This window comes from Flavobacteriales bacterium, assembly GCA_020635855.1.
Taxonomy (GTDB): Bacteria; Bacteroidota; Bacteroidia; order JACJYZ01; family JACJYZ01; genus JACJYZ01.
Genome location: JACJYZ010000002.1, coordinates 1,531,516 through 1,549,752, shown reverse-complemented (window position 1 = coordinate 1,549,752; position 18,237 = coordinate 1,531,516). Strand labels below are relative to the sequence as shown.

Annotated in this window: 15 protein-coding genes; 6 read left to right on the top strand and 9 right to left on the bottom strand. The window is 51.1% G+C overall.

Annotated elements, in window-relative coordinates:
• Nucleotides 1-47 precede the first annotated feature (47 nt).
• The gene (htpG, locus tag H6585_06350) at nt 48-1,880 is read right to left on the bottom strand and encodes a molecular chaperone HtpG (GenBank protein MCB9447949.1); all 1,833 of its coding nucleotides are present in this window, start codon (nt 1,878-1,880) and stop codon (nt 48-50) included.
• Nucleotides 1,881-2,040: 160 nt separating this feature from the next.
• Here htpG and H6585_06345 point away from each other — a divergent pair, with 160 nt between their 5' ends.
• On the top strand, nt 2,041-3,108 hold the full coding sequence (locus tag H6585_06345; GenBank protein ID MCB9447948.1) for a branched-chain amino acid aminotransferase: 1,068 nt from the start codon (nt 2,041-2,043) through the stop codon (nt 3,106-3,108).
• A 32-nt stretch (nt 3,109-3,140) separates the two neighbouring features.
• Here H6585_06345 and H6585_06340 read toward each other — a convergent pair whose 3' ends face one another.
• From H6585_06340 to gcvT, 3 genes are all read right to left on the bottom strand, one after another.
• Nucleotides 3,141-4,274, bottom strand: a complete 1,134-nt coding sequence (locus tag H6585_06340; protein ID MCB9447947.1) for a DUF3524 domain-containing protein — start codon at nt 4,272-4,274, stop codon at nt 3,141-3,143.
• A 216-nt stretch (nt 4,275-4,490) separates the two neighbouring features.
• Complete coding sequence (locus H6585_06335; GenBank protein MCB9447946.1) at nt 4,491-5,243, bottom strand: 2-phosphosulfolactate phosphatase; 753 nt, start codon at nt 5,241-5,243, stop codon at nt 4,491-4,493.
• 71 nt (nt 5,244-5,314) lie between these two features.
• The gene (gcvT, locus tag H6585_06330; protein MCB9447945.1) at nt 5,315-6,406 is read right to left on the bottom strand and encodes a glycine cleavage system aminomethyltransferase GcvT; all 1,092 of its coding nucleotides are present in this window, start codon (nt 6,404-6,406) and stop codon (nt 5,315-5,317) included.
• A gap of 186 nt (nt 6,407-6,592) precedes the next feature.
• Here gcvT and H6585_06325 point away from each other — a divergent pair, with 186 nt between their 5' ends.
• Both H6585_06325 and H6585_06320 read left to right on the top strand, forming a co-directional pair.
• A complete protein-coding gene (locus H6585_06325; GenBank protein ID MCB9447944.1) occupies nt 6,593-8,461 on the top strand; it encodes a polysaccharide biosynthesis protein in 1,869 nt (622 codons plus the stop codon).
• Complete coding sequence (locus tag H6585_06320) at nt 8,458-8,886, top strand: acyl-CoA thioesterase (GenBank protein MCB9447943.1); 429 nt, start codon at nt 8,458-8,460, stop codon at nt 8,884-8,886. Before H6585_06325 ends, H6585_06320 begins: the two co-directional genes overlap by 4 nt.
• Nucleotides 8,887-8,899: 13 nt before the next feature.
• Here the strand turns inward: H6585_06320 and H6585_06315 are convergent, their stop codons facing one another.
• The 3 genes from H6585_06315 to sucC form a co-directional block, all read right to left on the bottom strand.
• On the bottom strand, nt 8,900-9,481 hold the full coding sequence (locus H6585_06315) for a DUF4294 domain-containing protein (protein MCB9447942.1): 582 nt from the start codon (nt 9,479-9,481) through the stop codon (nt 8,900-8,902).
• Between the two features lie 117 nt (nt 9,482-9,598).
• Nucleotides 9,599-11,089, bottom strand: a complete 1,491-nt coding sequence (gene accC, locus H6585_06310) for an acetyl-CoA carboxylase biotin carboxylase subunit (GenBank protein ID MCB9447941.1) — start codon at nt 11,087-11,089, stop codon at nt 9,599-9,601.
• A gap of 63 nt (nt 11,090-11,152) precedes the next feature.
• Nucleotides 11,153-12,352 carry an ADP-forming succinate--CoA ligase subunit beta gene (sucC, locus tag H6585_06305; protein ID MCB9447940.1) on the bottom strand — a complete coding sequence of 400 codons (1,200 nt, stop codon included), beginning with the start codon at nt 12,350-12,352 and terminating at the stop codon, nt 11,153-11,155.
• Between the two features lie 145 nt (nt 12,353-12,497).
• Between sucC and H6585_06300 the strand changes: the two genes are divergently transcribed.
• The gene (locus H6585_06300; GenBank protein ID MCB9447939.1) at nt 12,498-13,145 is read left to right on the top strand and encodes an ABC transporter ATP-binding protein; all 648 of its coding nucleotides are present in this window, start codon (nt 12,498-12,500) and stop codon (nt 13,143-13,145) included.
• 204 nt (nt 13,146-13,349) lie between these two features.
• Here the strand turns inward: H6585_06300 and H6585_06295 are convergent, their stop codons facing one another.
• Nucleotides 13,350-15,785 carry a TonB-dependent receptor gene (locus tag H6585_06295; protein MCB9447938.1) on the bottom strand — a complete coding sequence of 812 codons (2,436 nt, stop codon included), beginning with the start codon at nt 15,783-15,785 and terminating at the stop codon, nt 13,350-13,352.
• 9 nt (nt 15,786-15,794) lie between these two features.
• Nucleotides 15,795-16,559, bottom strand: a complete 765-nt coding sequence (locus H6585_06290; GenBank protein ID MCB9447937.1) for a T9SS type A sorting domain-containing protein — start codon at nt 16,557-16,559, stop codon at nt 15,795-15,797.
• A gap of 162 nt (nt 16,560-16,721) precedes the next feature.
• Here H6585_06290 and H6585_06285 point away from each other — a divergent pair, with 162 nt between their 5' ends.
• Entirely contained in the window at nt 16,722-17,477 is a 756-nt protein-coding gene (locus H6585_06285) for an outer membrane beta-barrel protein (GenBank protein MCB9447936.1), read from the top strand.
• 21 nt (nt 17,478-17,498) lie between these two features.
• A complete protein-coding gene (locus tag H6585_06280; protein ID MCB9447935.1) occupies nt 17,499-18,209 on the top strand; it encodes an outer membrane beta-barrel protein in 711 nt (236 codons plus the stop codon).
• Nucleotides 18,210-18,237 lie beyond the last annotated feature (28 nt).

Sequence of the window (18,237 nt, the reverse complement as noted above, 5' to 3'; positions counted from 1 at the left end):
AGGTATACAATTCAAGCATTCTCAAGCGATGCCGCATAACGGCAACATCAGGAAATGGCGGCCAGGTTGCGTTTGATGAATTTGGTCAACGCCTCCCCTTTCAACATGTTCTGCCGGAGCAAAGCCAGGTCTGTGGCCTGACGTGCGAGTTCAGCCTGTTTGTCTTCATCCGTTTCCACAAGGATTTTCGAAATGAGCGGGTGATTGGTGTTCACCACCAGTTGATAGCTATCGGGCATGGAGCCCATGAAGCCACCGCCTCCGACCGCATTCATTTCCTTCATCCTTCGCATGAACTCAGGTTGTACAACAGAGATGGGATCTTCATTTTCCTGTTGGTTTTCGAACACAACCGAAAATGTGGACGGCACCAGTTTTTCCAGGATGGGTTTAAGGGCTCCCTGCTGTTCTTCCGAAAGCTTGCTCGGCAGTGAGTCATCCTTATGAATGAGTTTATCGAGGGTATTGGAATCCACACGAACAAAGGATGAATTTTCAATCAACCCTTCCAGCTTACCTACAAAGTGGCCTGTGAGCGGGCTGTCGAGGATGAGCACATGATAGCCTCGTTCTTTGGCGGCTTCAATGTAAGCGTGCTGGGCATCGGCGGATGCAGCATACAGGTAAATCACCTTGTTGTCCTTATCGGTCTGCAGACCTTTGATCAGGTCGTTATATTCATCCAGGGTATAGTATTTCCCATCGGTTGTTTTGAGCAGCGCAAACTTGCGGGCACGCTCCATGAACTTGTCATCAGCGATCATGCCGTACTCAATGAAGATCTTGATATCATCCCACTTCTTTTCAAAGTCGGCACGGTCGGCTTTGAACATCTCCTCCAGTTTATCGGTGACCTTTTTGGAAATGTGACCGGATATCTTCTTCACGTTGGCATCGCTCTGCAGGTATGAACGCGAGACGTTGAGCGGGATGTCGGGTGAATCGATCACGCCATGCAGCAGGGCCAGGAATTCGGGTACAACACCTTCCACATTATCCGTCACAAAAACCTGGTTGCAGTAAAGTTGAATCTTGTTGCGCTGTAGCTCCAGGTTGTTTTTCAGTTTAGGGAAATACAGGATACCAGTCAGATTGAAGGGATAATCCACATTGAGATGAATGTGGAACAAAGGTTCTTCGAATGTATGCGGATACAATTCACGGTAGAAGTCGAGGTAGTCCTTGTCTTCCAGCTTAGACGGATTCTTTGTCCACGCCGGTTCAGGGTTGTTGATGGCTTCCGCATCTTCCTTCTCCCCTGCTACCTTAAACGTAATGGGCACCGGCATGAACTTGCAGTACTTGTTCAATAGTTCACGGATGCGTGCCGGCTCCAGAAATTCTTTCGCATCTTCCTGGGTGATGTGCAGTACGATATCGGTACCACGTTCGGTGCGGTTGGTATCTTCCAGGGTGTATTGCGGACTTCCGTCACATTCCCAGCGAACCGCCTTGGCTCGTTTGAACGACTTGGTGAAGATCTCCACCTTTTCAGCCACCATGAAGGATGAATAAAACCCGAGGCCAAAATGACCGATCATTGTGGCACCATCTGCCTTGTTCTTGTATTTTTTCAGAAAGTCTTCCGCTCCCGAGAATGCAATCTGGTTGATGTATTTGTCCACCTCTTTGTCGGTCATACCCACACCACGATCCCGGAATGTGAGGGTCTTCGCCTTCGGATCCAGAATCACCTCAATGGTCTGGTCTCCTGTTTCGCCCTTGAATTCCCCCAGCGAAGCAAGGGTTTTCAGCTTTTGGGTTGCGTCAACTGCATTCGAAACCAACTCCCTTAAAAAGATCTCATGATCCGAGTAAAGGAATTTTTTGATGATGGGGAAAATGTTTTCCGACTGTACGTGAATACTTCCTGTTTGCATGATCAGTTATTTTTTTGAGACTGGTTTTCAAAGCCTGTGCCAGCAAGCTTCCTACTGACAAATTGACGGAAATCAGCGTCACACATTCATTTCGGGGGATCGGCACAACCCGGGGATTGAAAAATCCGTATATTCAGCACATCTTTTATCACCTGAGGTTATGAGCACAGTTACCACTTTTCCTGTAGAGCAAGTCGGCCAATCAAGAGTTGCCGCAACAGATTTCGAGAACCTGGTTTTCGGTACCGTATTTTCCGATCACATGTTTGTTTCCAATTATAACGGAAGCGAATGGGCAGACGGAAGGATCATGCCGTTCGGAAAAATCCAGGTCAGTCCGGCCCTTGTATCCCTTCATTACGGCCAGGCCATTTTTGAAGGATTGAAAGCATACCGCAACGCGTCAGGAGACATCCTCATGTTTCGCCCACAAGCCAATGCGCGCCGGATGAACCGCTCGGCTGAACGCATGTGCATGCCTTCCATTCCGGAAGATTATTTTGTTGATGCATTGAAAGAACTGGTCAGACTGGATGCCGGATGGATTCCTTCCAAGCCCGGTTATTCGCTGTACATCCGTCCGGTGATGTTTGCCACCGATGACATGCTGGGAGTAAAACCATCCAAGACTTACGGATTCTATATCATCACCTGTCCGGTAGGCGCCTTCTTCAACCAGCCGTTGAAGCTGAAGATCGAGACCAAGTTCTCACGTGCAGCGGATGGCGGCGTGGGATACGCCAAGGCAGCGGGCAATTACGGCGGCTCCATGTATCCGCAAAAGGTAGCGCAAGACGAAGGGTTCCACCAGGTGATCTGGACGGATTCCAAAGAGCACAAATATGTGGAAGAAGCCGGTGCAATGAACGTAGCGTTCGTGATCGGCGACAAGCTGGTGACCCCGAACACCACAACAGGCACCATTCTGGAAGGCATCACCCGCGACAGCGTGCTTACCCTCGCCAGGGACATGGGTGTAACGGTTGAAGAACGCCGCGTGGAAGTAAAGGAAGTACTGGATGCCATTGCGAACAAACAACTCCGAGAAGCTTTCGGAATCGGCACAGCGGCCACCATCGCCCCCATCCATACCATCGGGCATGAAGGCAAGTTGTATGACCTGACCGCCAATATGCAGGATGATCTTTCGAAACAGATCGCCCAGCAACTGGATCAGATCAGGAAAGGCGAGATTGAAGACAAATACAATTGGGTGGTTCGGATATAGGACCTATACCGAGAATAGAATGAAGGCGTGCATCAATGATGTACGCCTTTTTTGCTGGACACATCGGCATGAACCTCTTCCAGTACATCATCGTATTCCGCCACCATGCGGGTCCAGTCATATCGGCCGACATGGGTTTGTAATGGCACCATGAATTCCGGCGAGGGTAAACTCCGCAATACCCCGCCGAGTTTTTCCTTCAATTCACGGTCATCTTCATACAAACACCTATCCCGGTAGTCAGCAGGCAGGTGTCCCGGGAAAGCCAAACGGTTTGGCACCAACGGAAGGCACCCACAGTACATGGCTTCCACGGCACTGATACCAAAAAAGTCCTGAACTGAAGTAACCGGTGCAACATGGCTTTTCCACAGGGCCGTTGCATAGGTTGAGAAATGTTCTGCATATCCCCAATGATCAATGCGGTCTTCCAGGCGCAAACGGGCTTCTTCAAAAATGGCCGGACTATCAGGGAACGTTTCTCCCATCACCATCAAACGGAAATCCATGCCTTCATCAGCGAGGGCGAACAATACCCGAAAGAACGATTCCGGGTTCTTGTCGTATTCCCACCTGTGATTCCACAACACCGTAGGGATGTCTGCTTTCCCGCAGCGATGGTCATCAAACCGTTTCAGATCCAGTCCGAGTTCAAGCACACGGCACTTGCCCACTACATCCGGGATCGCAATCAATTCCTGGTGATCCGGGAAGCTTTTCAAAAACGCGGGCAATTCATCCAGGAAGGATTGTTTATGATAGGGAGAATTGAACAAAACGCGGTCGGCGGCTAGTACGGAAGAAAAATTGATAAAGGCATAGTGCATGTCACGCTTTGCTTTCACGTCCGGATCACCGGGAGACCAGGGATAGGTTAACTGGTTTTCATGCATGTAAAGCACCAGAGGAATATGCGCAGTTTGCTCCCTGGTGAGTGCTGCAAACAATGAAAGGTCTAACATGTCTGTGGACAGAATCAGGTCCGGATTGAATCCGGTTTCCTGCATCCTTCTGGCGAGGGTGACGGCGCCACCGTGCATCCGCCATTTCCAATGGTGGGCACCCAGTACCAGGGGAAAGATTTCATGGCGGCTATGGGTACGTAAGCCATCCACCCATGCCCTGTGAGAGCCGCCATAGAAGGGTTCCAGCAATAAGATATGCAGCTTTTCGGACAATGGAAATGAATCTGATTTTCCTTGTTAAGATACGTTGGAAAGAGGCAATAAAAAAACCGGAAGGAGGGATGGTTTAATGGCTTACGCCATCATACGGAGGTGAAAAGTTGGACATCCCGTCTCTTCCGGCTATATCTTATACCAAAGCTATTAAAAAATGTTTCACGGCAGGAAACCAATCCCCGAACGTACCATTACGCTCGACTAATGTCTTGCACGCGCCGATGTTATTTCGTGATTCATCGAAGAGTTTGACTCATCCATCCTAACCAGCGCATCTCCCTTGAGAACAGGAATGATGTCGGTGATATCGCGTTGCAAACAATAGCGGATATCCTTCTCCAGCTTCAGTTGTCGCAAGCGAATGCGGTGCGATGAATAGTCGAGAAACCTGTATAAATCGTAATTGGCAATTCCGAATATATGCGACGCTGCGATGGCAGAGTCACATGTTGTGGAGAACCGGTCGCTTTTCAGCAGTTCACCCACGATGGCGCCTGCATAGATCGAGTCCTCCATGTTGTATTTGTTCTTCCAGCCGGCACAGAGCAGGATCACATTGCGGTCCTGACTGACCAGGTAATTACAAAGTGCGCTGATGTTCAGAAACGAACCGATCACCACCTGGTAAGCATTCTGTGCGGCGGCGATGGCCTGGGTGCCGTTGGTTGTGGTCAGCACCACTTCCTTTCCCTGTACGGTTGCGGCATCAAAATCAAAGGGCGAGTTGCCCATATCAAACCCATCCAGCTTCTCCCCGTTTCTTTCGGCGGCGGCCAGGTATCCTTTGTTGCGGTATGCCTCCGCTTCTTCTACGGTTTTCACCGGGATGATCTTTTCAACCCCGTTCATGAATGCCGTACAAATGGCAGATGTGGCCCGCAGGATATCGATCACCACCACGATGGCGTCCTGATGATCATAATGCGGAAAGTTGGCTGGTGTGTAACTGACCAGTACGTCGTTTACGGCTCCTTGCTTCAATGCTTCAGTATTTCCGATCCTCTGCTCTCCGGAGGTGTTAGATACTAGTTATCTTCTTTATAGAAAGGGAACTTGGCCACCCGGGCTTTGATCAGTGAATTTCGGATATCAAGATACACTTCTGTTCCTTCGGTTGCAAATTCGGTGGCCACATACCCCATGCCGATCGCTTTGTTCAGCGAAGGCGACTGGGTGCCTGAAGTGACTACGCCGATCGGGGTGCCATTGGCATCCTTGATTTCGTAGTCCTTACGGGGAATGCCTCTGTCTACCATTTCCAATCCCACCAACCGGCGTTTCAACCCGCTTTCCTTTTGTGCTTTCAGCGCATTGCTGTTGGTAAAGTCCTTGGTGAACTTCGTGATCCAACCCAAACCGGCTTCCAGTGGCGAGGTGTTGTCGTTGATGTCATTTCCGTAGAGGCAATATCCCATTTCCATGCGCAGGGTATCGCGGGCTCCAAGTCCGGCAGGTTTGATGCCGTAGTTCAGACCTGCCTGCATCACCGCATCCCAGATCTTCTCTGCATTCGCGTTATCGAAATAAATCTCAAAACCACCCGAACCGGTGTAGCCGGTAGCACTGATCAACACATTATCCACCCCGGCGAATTTACCTTTGGTGAACGTGTAAAATCCGAGTTCGCTCAACGGCACATCCGTCAATGGCTGCATGGCCTCAGCAGCTTTCGGTCCCTGGATGGCCAGCAGGGTGGTCTGATCCGAAATATCTTTCAATTCCACATCCGACCAGCTGTTCTGGGACTGAATCCATTCCCAATCCTTCTCAATGTTGGATGCATTCACAACCAGCATGTATTCCTGGTCCGCCAGGTGGTACACGATCAGGTCATCCACGATGCCACCGGATGCATTCGGAAAACATGAATATTGCGCTTTTCCCGGAGTCAGTTTGGAAGCATCATTCGATGTCACCTTCTGAATCAGGTCGAGCGCATGCGGACCTTTCACGATAAACTCACCCATGTGTGACACGTCAAACACACCCACGGATTTCCGTACGGCATGATGTTCATCCAGCAAGCCTGAGTACTGCAAAGGCATGTTGTACCCGGCAAACGGCACCATCTTGGCACCAAGTTCTATGTGCTTATGGGTTAAAGCGGTTTCCTTCATTTTTCGCGATTTTTCCAGAAAACAAATAATAAGAAAGGTCTCGATTTTGAGAGTATTTTACCCTCACGGACGGCAAAGGTAGATAAAAACCTGACATTCCAGCGGCCCATACGGGAATTTCAAAGATTTGTGTGCACCTGTTCGGAAAGCGCATATTGGCGTATCTTTGGCCATCTCAAAGTTTTGATGTTACCCCGACATACCGTTTCACGCTGGTTGATTTTCGCCATTGACCTGGGATTGTGCCTGACTGCCGTGGTGACGGCTTATATGTTGCGGTTCGACTTCAACATTCCGGATGTTGAAATGAACGCCATGAAATATGTTCTGCCGTTCATGTTGGGCATAAGGGCACTGACCATGGTTTTCGGACGCACCTACCGGATGATGGTGAGGTACACATCCACCAAAGACCTGCAACGCATCTTTACAGTGGTCACCGCAGGCAGCTTGCTGTTCGTTCTTTCCAACGTATTCAGTTACTTCATTGTCAACGAAACCATTTTCATTCCCAGGTCCATCCTGCTGATCGAATACCTGGGCGCGATGTTCTCCCTGGTGGCGGTACGACTGGCGATCAAAGTCCTTTACCTGCAAACCAACCAGCGTCAGCAGCAGCAAACCGACACGCTGATCTTCGGCGCGGGTGAATCGGGCCTGATCACCAAACGCACCCTGGAACGTGACGCCACCACCGGGTTCAGACCAAAAGCTTTTGTGGATGACGACCCGAAAAAAGCCCGGATGAAAATGGAAGGGCTGCCGGTGATCCCGGGCGCCAAACTGGAAAGCGCACTGGCTTCCGGCCAATACAACCGCCTGATCATTTCCGTTCAGAACCTGCCCGCCGCCCGCAAACAGGAGATCGTTGACCTGTGCCTTCAGCATGATGTAAAAGTCCTCAACGTGCCCCCGGTTCAACACTGGATCAACGGTCAACTCAGCATGAACCAGATCCGCCAGGTACGCATTGAAGAGCTGCTCGAACGCGAAGTCATCACCATCGACCACAGCCGCATCCGCGATCTGTTAAAAGATGCTGTTGTGCTTATCACCGGCGCAGCCGGTTCCATCGGAAGCGAACTGGCCAGACAAGCTGTGGCCTTCTCTCCCAAACGACTGATTTTGCTTGACCAGGCAGAAACCGGACTGTACGACCTGGAACTGGAACTGCGCGAAAAGTTCGGGGCCAGCCAGGTGGAAGCAGTTATCGGTGACATCCGGAATGCCAGAAGGATGAACCGCCTGTTCCGTGCACTCGGTCCTGAAATTGTCTTCCATGCCGCCGCATACAAACATGTACCCGTCATGGAAAACAACCCGTCGGAGGCTGTACTTACCAACGTAATGGGAACAAAGGTGATTGCCGACCTGGCGGTGGAACACAAAGTGAAGAAATTCGTGATGGTCTCCACCGACAAAGCCGTGAACCCCACCAACGTGATGGGGGCATCCAAGCGCATCGCCGAAATGTACATCCAGGCATACAATGATTCGGCATCCACGGAATTCATCACCACCCGGTTCGGGAACGTACTGGGTTCAAGCGGATCGGTTATTCCAAGGTTCCGGAAACAGATTGAGGAAGGCGGACCACTTACCATCACCCACCCTGAAATCACGCGGTTTTTCATGACCATTCCCGAGGCATGCCAGCTGGTTTTCGAAGCAGCAGCCATGGGGAAAGGCGGAGAGATATTCCTTTTCGACATGGGTAAATCGGTAAAGATCGATGACCTGGCGAAAAAGATGATCAAACTGTCAGGACTGGAATTGGGCAAAGACATTGAAATCGTATACACCCAGCTCAGGCCGGGAGAGAAACTATATGAAGAACTGCTGGCCACGGAGGAGAACTCCATCCCTACCCATCACCCCCGCATCATGGCAGCATTGGTAAAGCCACAAGACTTGAAAAGACTTGCGGGTGAGATTCAGGAACTGGTAGGATTGTTCGACACCCAGGATAACCACGCGATTGTACAGAAAATGAAAGACCTGGTTCCCGAATTCAAGAGCCGGCAATCCGAATTTGAAAAACTCGACAAACCGTGAACAGATATAAGTACCATACCGCCGTGGAGATCCGCTTTTCAGATATAGACAGCCTGGGGCATGTCAACAACGCGGTATACCTGACCTACATGGAAAATGCGCGGTTCAGGTTTTTTGAAGAAACGTTCGGAAGAGCAATCAACTGGGAAACCGAGGGCCTGATCGTTGCCAGGGCGGAAGTCAATTATGTAAAACCTGTTTATCTAAAAGACACCCTGGTGGTGTACACGGGCATCACCCGCATCGGCCGTTCGAGCTTTGACATTGGTTACACACTGGTGGTGAAAAGAGAAGGCAAGGAAGTGGAAGTTGCCAACGGAACCACTGTGCTGGTTTGCTACTCTTATGCCGATCAACGATCCATCCCGATCCCGGATCACTGGCTTCCCAAATTGAATATGTTCGAAGGGGTTCTGGCGGAATAACCACCGGCCTGGATTAAATTTCACCGGCCTCGATGGCCTGCACGATCTGCTCGATCATCTTATCATCCCCTTCCGCATCGTATGTATCCTTCAGGTTGGATCCGAAGAGACGTGCCAGTGACTGCCAGCAGAAGGCGGAAAATCCCCCACGCAGATCTTTGATGATATCATAGGAAGTATCTCCTGTTTCCCGATCAATCAGCTTAATGAGTATCCTGCCTTGTGAAATGGTAAGCTTCCGGATGTCGCCTTCGAACTGATCTTTCAGTTCCTGTTCGGCCTGCTTCATCAATTTCCGTTTCTGGCTGTCTTTCTTCACATCCTCCAGCAAAGCGGCATATTCGCGCATCTTCTCCCCGGCCAATTTGGCATAGGGGTATGCCCTGCGTACATCTCTCAGCAGCTTCTTATATCGCAAGTACTCACGGTCGTTGGCAAACCTGCGGAATTCCGAGATGGTGACCTGCGGTAACGACGCATACAGCAGGGTATCACCGTTCTCCACGCGGGCGGCAACGGTGTACCCTCCTTCTGTCTGCGCCTGTGAAAACAGGGCCGACAGGAGCAGGTATGATATGCAAAACAACCGCTTCATATCAGAAGCTATACCATTATTTATGCCAGAAAATGTACGCTGTAATTCGTCAAATAAGCAAACCGAAACCCTCCGGCAATAGAAACGGACTACCGCAAGGCCTTATTTTCACTGTATTTACGAGACGCGGCTCCTTTTTGTTTTCCAGGCAGACGCAGCATTCATGGTCACCGGACGTTGGGTTGCCGAGCGGTGTTTCTCCACCAGTCCGGCCGCAAGAATGGCCGCCAGTTCTTCCGCATCATCACCGGCTTCTTGCTGCAACACTTCGGGGGTGAAGTACTGCTGAACGAAATGTGTATCAAACCTACCGGAAACAAATGCTTCATGGCGGAGCACATAGGCACAGAAACCGAGGGTGGTACTGACCCCCGCGATGCGATAATCTGCAATGGCCCGCAACATCCGGAAAATGGCTTCTTCCCTATCTTGTCCGTGCACGATGAGTTTGGATAGCATCGGGTCATAAAAGATGGGAATGTCCATGCCTTCTTCAAATCCATCATCAACGCGAACGCCATTACCAGAAGGCCTGCGGTAGGTATGCAGGCGGCCGATATCAGGCAGGAACTGGTTGGCCGGATCTTCAGCATACACGCGAATCTCCAGCGCATGACCATTGATCTTCAGATCGTCCTGCCGGAAAGAAAGTTTCTCTCCGCGTGCGATCAGGATCTGTTCACGCACCAGGTCAACCCCGGTGATGAATTCGGTAACGGGGTGTTCCACCTGCAGGCGGGTATTCATTTCAAGGAAATAGAACGCGCCGCTTTCGTCAAGGATGAACTCAACCGTTCCGGCACCACTGTACTGACAAGACCTGGCCACATTCACCGCTGCCTCTCCCATCGCCTTCCTGGTTTCTTCATTGATGGCTACGGACGGAGCCTCTTCGATCACCTTCTGGTGCCTACGCTGAATGGAGCATTCCCGTTCAAACAGGTGAACGGTGTTTCCATGCTTATCAGCAAGCACCTGGATCTCCACATGGCGAGGGGAAGTCACATACTTTTCTATGAAAACAGATCCATCGCCGAAAGCCGATGTGGCTTCACTTACCGCCAGCCCCATCTGTTCTTCTAGCTCTTCCATCTTTTGTACCACGCGCATCCCTTTGCCGCCGCCACCTGCCGACGCCTTGATCAGGATCGGGAAACCGGTTTCTTTGGCTATGGCTTTCGCTTCCTCAACCGTCTTCACCGCCCCTTCCGAACCGGGAATCATGGGGATATCATACTTGCGAACGGCATCCTTCGCGGCAAGTTTGCTTCCCATCACGCGGATGGATTCGGAAGACGGACCGATAAAAGTAATGCCCGCTTTTTCCACCTGCTCGGCGAAGTGATCATTTTCCGACAAAAAACCGTAGCCCGGGTGGATGCCTTCCACACCCAGTTCAAGTGCCACTTCAATGATCCTGTCACCCTTCAGATAAGAAGCCGATGCAGCCGGCGGACCGATGCACACGGCTTCATCCGCATACTTCACGTGAGGCGCATTGCGATCGGCTTCGGAAAAAACGGCAACGGTGGCAATGCCCATTTCCTTGCAGGTGCGCATCACGCGCAGGGCAATTTCACCGCGATTGGCAACGAGGATCTTTTTCATCGGATTACAAAAACAAAAAAGCCGCCGGAGAATGGTACCGGCGGCTGTGATGATTCATAGTTATTATTTTCCGCCTTTGATGGCTGCAGCTACCTTCTCGGCAGCCTCCTGCAGCAGGATGGCCGACTGCACCTTGAGACCCGACTCATCAATCAGCTTCTTGGCCTCAACGGCATTGGTGCCTTGCAGACGAACGATCACCGGTACATGAATTTCACCGATGTTCTTATAAGCATCCACAATACCCTGCGCCACACGGTCGCAACGCACGATACCTCCGAAAATATTCACGAGCAGCGCCTTCACATTGGGATCTTTCAGGATGATCTTGAAAGCTTTCTCCACACGCTCGGCATTGGCGGTACCACCCACATCAAGGAAGTTCGCAGGCTCACCACCAGAGAGTTTGATGATGTCCATGGTGGCCATGGCCAGGCCGGCGCCGTTCACCATACAGCCTACATCTCCATCCAGTTTGATGAAGTTGAGGCCATGCTCGCCCGCTTCCACTTCCGCCGGATCTTCTTCCAGCTTGTCGCGCATGGCGGCATAGTCTTCATGGCGGTACAGTGCATTGTCATCCAGGTTCACTTTGGCATCCACCGCCAGTATTTTGTTATCGGAGGTCTTCAACGCAGGGTTGATCTCGAACAAGGAAGAATCCGTGGCGTCATATGCCTTGTAAAGGTTGGCGATGAACTTGGTCATCTGCTTAAACGCCTCGCCGGAAAGTCCGAGGTTGAAAGCCACCTTGCGACACTGGAAAGGTTGCAGACCCGTGGCCGGATCCACTTCTTCCTTATAAATAAGATGTGGGGTTTTGGCAGCAACTTCCTCGATATCCATACCACCTTCCGTGGAATAAACGATCATGTTTCTTCCGGTAGAACGGTTGAGAAGCACGCTGATATAAAACTCTTTGGTTTCCGATTCGCCCGGGTAATACACATCCTGTGCGATGAGCACCTTGTGTACTTTCTTTCCTTCGGCACCGGTTTGCGGTGTAATGAGATTCATGCCGATGATGTCATTGGCACGCTCCTTCACTTCATCAAGAGACTTGGCCAGTTTTACACCGCCGCCTTTACCGCGACCACCTGCATGGATCTGGGCTTTCACCACCCACCATTGCGTACCGGTTTGTTCGCTCAGTTTCTTAGCCGCGCTTACGGCTTCATCAGGTGTGTTGGCCACGATGCCTTCCTGCACCGTTACGCCGAAGCTTTTCAGAATTTCTTTTCCCTGGTATTCGTGTACGTTCATATCGCTTGGGATTGTTAGCGTTTTTAAAGTGGTCAAATGTAAGTTTTTTGACCGGTATGGCAAAGCTATATTTTGCAGGTTGATGCAGGTGATCGTTCACCGCATTCGGCCACAAATCCTATCTTTGGCTGCAGAACGCAACGCAATGATCAAAGCGGAAGGAATCATCAAACATTACGACGACCTCGCGGTATTGAAAGGCATTAACCTGGAGATAGCGGCCGGAGAAGTGGTTTCCATCGTTGGCGCATCCGGTGCGGGCAAAACCACCCTGTTACAGATCCTGGGTACGCTTGATAAAGCAGACGGAGGTCGGCTGGAGATTGCCGGAACCCTGATATCCGAAATGAACGATAAACAATTATCGGTATTCAGAAACAATTCAATCGGTTTTGTATTCCAGTTTCATCACTTACTGCCGGAATTCACGGCCGAAGAAAATGTTTGCATTCCCGGGTTCATTCAAGGACGCAATGAATCGGAAGTAAGGGCTGAAGCGCTGGCACTGCTGGAAACGCTTGGTCTCAGTGAACGCACCACACATAAGCCATCGGAATTATCGGGTGGAGAGCAGCAGAGGGTGGCTGTGGCTCGGGCATTGATCAACAAACCTGCGGTGGTGTTGGCAGATGAACCATCCGGCAACCTGGATTCTCACGCGGCAAGAGAACTGCACCAGTTGTTCTTTGCTCTGCGGAAGCAGCTGAATCAAACCTTCATCATTGTCACACACAATGATGAGCTGGCGGATCTGGCCGACCGCAAGCTTACCATTACAGACGGTAAAATCTAATTTTGGCGGGTACCCTGCTTGGACATTTTGGGTCTGAGTAGCCAAAGAACCGATAGCATGATCAAAGGCAGGCTGCTGATCAGGATGGCGTACCGTGTCAGGTAACTGGTACCTTTCAAAAGGATATCGTGTACAGCGAACCAGTCAAGTACCAGCAACAGCAATAACACAACTAGAATACGAAGGGCTTTCATAGGCGGGCAATCAGAAGGAGGTTTTAATTTGAAAAAGCACGGTGCGCGGCGCCTGTATGTCGCCGGGGCGCTCCATGTACTCAATATTAAACAGATTGCGAATACTGATTATTGCTGTCCAACTTCTGTAAAACTCCCATCCACAGCGGGCCTCCCACACCCAAACGCCACGGTTATGTTCGTCGCGATACTCTTTGAGGCCGGGAAGCAATTTAGTAGATGGTATATTGCCGAGCAAAGGTTCTTCGAAAGACTTATCCACATTTTCGATGGCACTGTGGAAAACTGTTTGAATGCCGGCCGTCCAATGCTTCCATCCGATCGTGCACTCTCCTTTAAGCAGGTGCCTGAACCGGTACTTGAGCAGGTTGCTTTCAGGATCGGATACACCCTTTATATAGGAAGAGTCAGCGGCCAGGCTTTTGGCATTTGTATAGGTATATCCTAACCAGCATGAAGTTTTCAATGGCCCCGTTGGCGGTTGCACGAACAAAGAAATCTCGGCGCCCGAGATGCGCGCATTTCCGATGTTCTCCGACCGGAACCCTGAATACGCCAGGTATTGCAGCAAGTCAGGATTTTTGATTGAATCAGGGTAATACTGACCAAATGTGAATTCCATCATGTTCTGGTATTCCGTCCAGAACAGCGCCACATCCGCTCCACCCTTCCATTGTCCTTTGCTCCACATCTGGCGATACCCCAGTTCCGTGCTCCATCCGGTTTCGGGCTGAAGCGCAGGATTCGGAAAGATCTTCAATCCACCCACTTCTGTACTCACGAATTTTTCAGCCACCGAAGGGAACCGGTAGCCACCGCCAAGCGACGCACGCATAAAACCGCCAGGTATCACACGGTAATTCACACCCAATCGGATCACGGGCCTCACCGGTGAATTTTTAAGCAGCCTAACGGAGTCACTAACAAGCGACCGGTCCCTCACCAGCCGGAAACCTCCGGGCAGGTATACCGGGGCTTCCGATGTAGCCGTATCCATGCGGAAGTATTCCAAACGCAATCCGGCTGAAACATTCCACCTTCCCTTGCTGCGATCGGCCTGGAAAAAACCCGCCAGGTTACGCGCATCATGATCTCCGTAAAACTCCGCTTTCACTGTATTAAAACTCACTACGGCGCCACCGGTCAGCGTCCAGTGTTCGAACCCTTTCCACTGGTATTGATACTCGTGGTACGACAATGTACTGATGGCACCCTGACCTGTTTCCGAATGGTTCACAACCCTGAACAAGCGGTTGCGGAATGCATGCTTCCCTCCTTTACCCCCCGTATACTGCACCGTGGGGTCGATGGTCAACCGGCTGCCCTGATAGAAGTTCAGCGTGGTGGTGGCCGGGTCCACGCCACCTGCAGGTTTCCATGCCCCCGAATCGGCATCCTGCCAGAGCAGAAAGAGCGACCCATCAATCCACATCGACTGCAAGGCAAGTCCAACCCTCCATTGATCACGGCTCCCCAGGTTGTACCTAACAGAAGCTCCCAGGCGTACGCGCTTTTCATGTTCACCCTCCCGATATCCTTGATCCTGGTGTGCCTGTCCGGATACCACCCAATCTCCTCCCTTCCATTTCCTGGCATGCATGGCCTGAACGCCTCCGAACACCGGGTTGGCACCTTCCCACCACTTCAATGCATGGCTCCTGTTACCAAGAGAATCATGTCGAACGGGGTTGCCGTAAATTCCCGCCAGTACACATAGTTTGGTCGCCGGTGTATCCGCCGGTTGAATCGTACGAAGATGGATCACGCCGTTCAGGGCGGACGAACCGTACAATGCAGATGAAGCTCCTTTCACCACTTCCACTTTTTCCAGGTTGCCCATCGGCAGGAAACTCCATTTCACATCACCGGCATCACCGGCGATGGCGGGCATGTCATCCACCAACACAAGCACCCTGCTACCTGCACCGTAACTGAAGCCACTTCCTCCCCTGATGCTCACCTGCCCGTCGGTTATGTGTACCCCCGGCACCCGTGACACCACATCCTCCGCGGATACCTGAGGTTGATTTTCGATTCGCTGGCTACCCAACACCTCAACAGATACGGTGGCGGTCTCAATGGGAATCGCGTTGCGGGTGGCAGTGATTACCGTTTCGCCCAGCAGGCTGGTTTCGGATGAAAGGCGGATCTCTATGGTATCGGTGGCCTTTTTATCTTTCAGGCTGTATATCTGCTCATGATAGCCAATCATACGGGCATGCAAAACGGTGTCACCCTCCTGAGCTTGAAGCATGAACCTCCCTTCTGTGTCAGTGGCCGTGCCTTCTGCCACACGTACATACACGGCAACACCCGCAAGTGGCTTATGGGTTTCAGCGTCAAACACCACACCGTGTAAGATCTGCCCAATTGCTCCCAGCGGCGCACAAAGGCAAAGAACCGATACAATCAGGGACGGGATCCTGCGGAAATCAAAACGGATCATTCCCAGTGACTACGGATGAGCGACCACAATCCTGCCGGCCGCATGGTACGGCCCAAGCGCCACGTGGTACATATACAAACCATTGGCACATGTATTCAAAGGCAGTTCCACCAGGTTGTCTCCATGCACAAACCTGCGGGTTGTTTGCCACACCTGACGGCCGGTGACATCCACCAAGCGAATCTCAGCCTCACCAGGGATAAGGGAACCAATACTTAGCTGGGTACTATGATCTGCAGGGTTGGGAAATGCTGATGTTCGCACATACACGCCCCCTTCTTCGCCCACACCCTGGGGCGGCATCACCACCAACCGCAGATATGTAACGGTATCCCGGAACGGCACCGTAATGCTGGCCGCATAACTCTCCACATAACCTTTCAGCGGGTAAGTACCTTCCATACCGGCGGTTGCCGTTCCGGATATGAGTACACAGCCGCTCTCTCCTCCCTTCCATGAACATTTGGATGGATTACAGGCATAGGTAAACCCGGCCGGAAGTCCATCGAATCCGGTAAGAACCACTGAATCCACTTTGACAGGAATTGTACCCAGGAAAGTATCTGCCGGCACCACCAGGGTGATGGTTTCCGCATAAGGCGTTCCAACATACGCCGGCGGAAGGTTTGTGGCTGAGTCGGGATAGATACCGCTGTTGGTATATTGGGGATCAGGGGTGCATTGGGCATCTACCTTCACCGACACAGAAATGATGCATAAAAAAGCAAATGCGGCGGCAATGCTTGGGAACCTAAAAATGACTGCTTGTTTCATGTCACAATGTATAAAGAATCGTACGGAATATCGCGTCTGGCTAAGGATTTTGACTCCCTATTCGGCTAACAAAATACGTCCCGCCATACGCAATTGGGGTTTGCCCGGTTGCAAAAGAATTCTATTTTTGTAAATCACGCAACTTCACAGCACTGGCAATACATGAAAAAACTCGTTTTCTCCCTCCTGGCCCTATTTGCGTTCATCTCCTCCGGATTGGCGCAGGGCGGAAAGCACAAGACAGCCTGGATCGATCTCGGCCTGAAAGGCGGCGCAGGTACTACCTGGTTAATGAATGCCAACGTATTCAATGAAGGCACACTTGAACATGCTTTCAGTTTCGGCAGCACCGTCGGACTGAAGTTCGGGTTCAATGCCAACAACGTGGTTGAATTCACCGGCGAAGGACTGATGACCTTTTTCAACCAGAAATACAATGGCAAAGACACGGCCATGGGACAATCCTGGTCGAAGACCGTTAAGCTCACCCAGATCAATGTTCCCCTGTTGCTTCGCTTGAATCTCTCAGGCGCATATGTTGAACTTGGACCCCAGTTGTCGTTCCTGAACGGCGCCACCGAATTTTACCCCGGAGACCTGTCTGCATTTCCATCAGCCGATGTAACCGATCGATTCACCGCTACCCACATGTCGGGCGTTTTCGGTTTCGGCCGCTGGATCGGTACGGGTGTTGACAACTTCAACCTGGCGCTCGGACTTCGCTTCACCTATGGCTTCCAGGATATCCTGAGTAATACAGGCGGCAAGGGCAGCACGGTACACTACCCGGACAATTCGGCGGTGTACAGCGACTATGCACCAACAAAGCCTTTCTCGGGTATGCTGATCCTTGAACTGAACTGGGACCTGGCCTATCTGCTGAATCGCACCGTTTGCCACCGGACCACCGGAAGGTAACCCTCTTAATAACATACCCTAATGAAAAAAACCGCATTGATATGCACGGCTTCCCTGTCACTATTGGCACAGGTGGCCTTCTCACAACCCCGATCATCCGGATCTTTTACCGTCGGTGCAGTTGGCACCGGCCGCTCTACGTGGTTATTGAACAAAAACATTTCCGAGACCGATGAGCAAACACAAGCCTACGAGCCTTCTTTCGGGATCGGATACGGCATCAGCCTGGGTTCCTACTTCAGCGACAACTTCGGTGTTGAGTTGGATGTACTCATGTCCGGACACCAGCAGAAATACAAAGGCGGCACCAACTACTTTACCCAATACCACAGCCGTACCAACATGCGGCAAATAGACCTGCCTCTGACGGTACTGATCAAAGCGAACTCAGGTTCCTACTTTGAGATCGGTGCGATGTATACGCTCATCAACAAGGCCACCTATTCAAAAACACTCGACTCACTTGATGTAACAGCAAGCAAAGACGTAAGTACCCTCTACCAGAAAAACAGTTTTGCCGGGCTTATAGGCTTCGGCATGGAAGCCAACCTTTCCGACCAGGTGTTGTTGCAGATCGGTTTCCGCGTTGCTTATGGACTTACCGATTTAAAAGGCGTGGATGGCCAAAATGCCTACAGCTTTGACAACGCATTAATTTACAGTGATCCCTATCAAACCCACCAGGTATCAGGAGGAATTCACTTCGGCATCAAGTATATGCTTGAATATTGATATGGTTTGTAGTTTCTGGTTTGTGGTT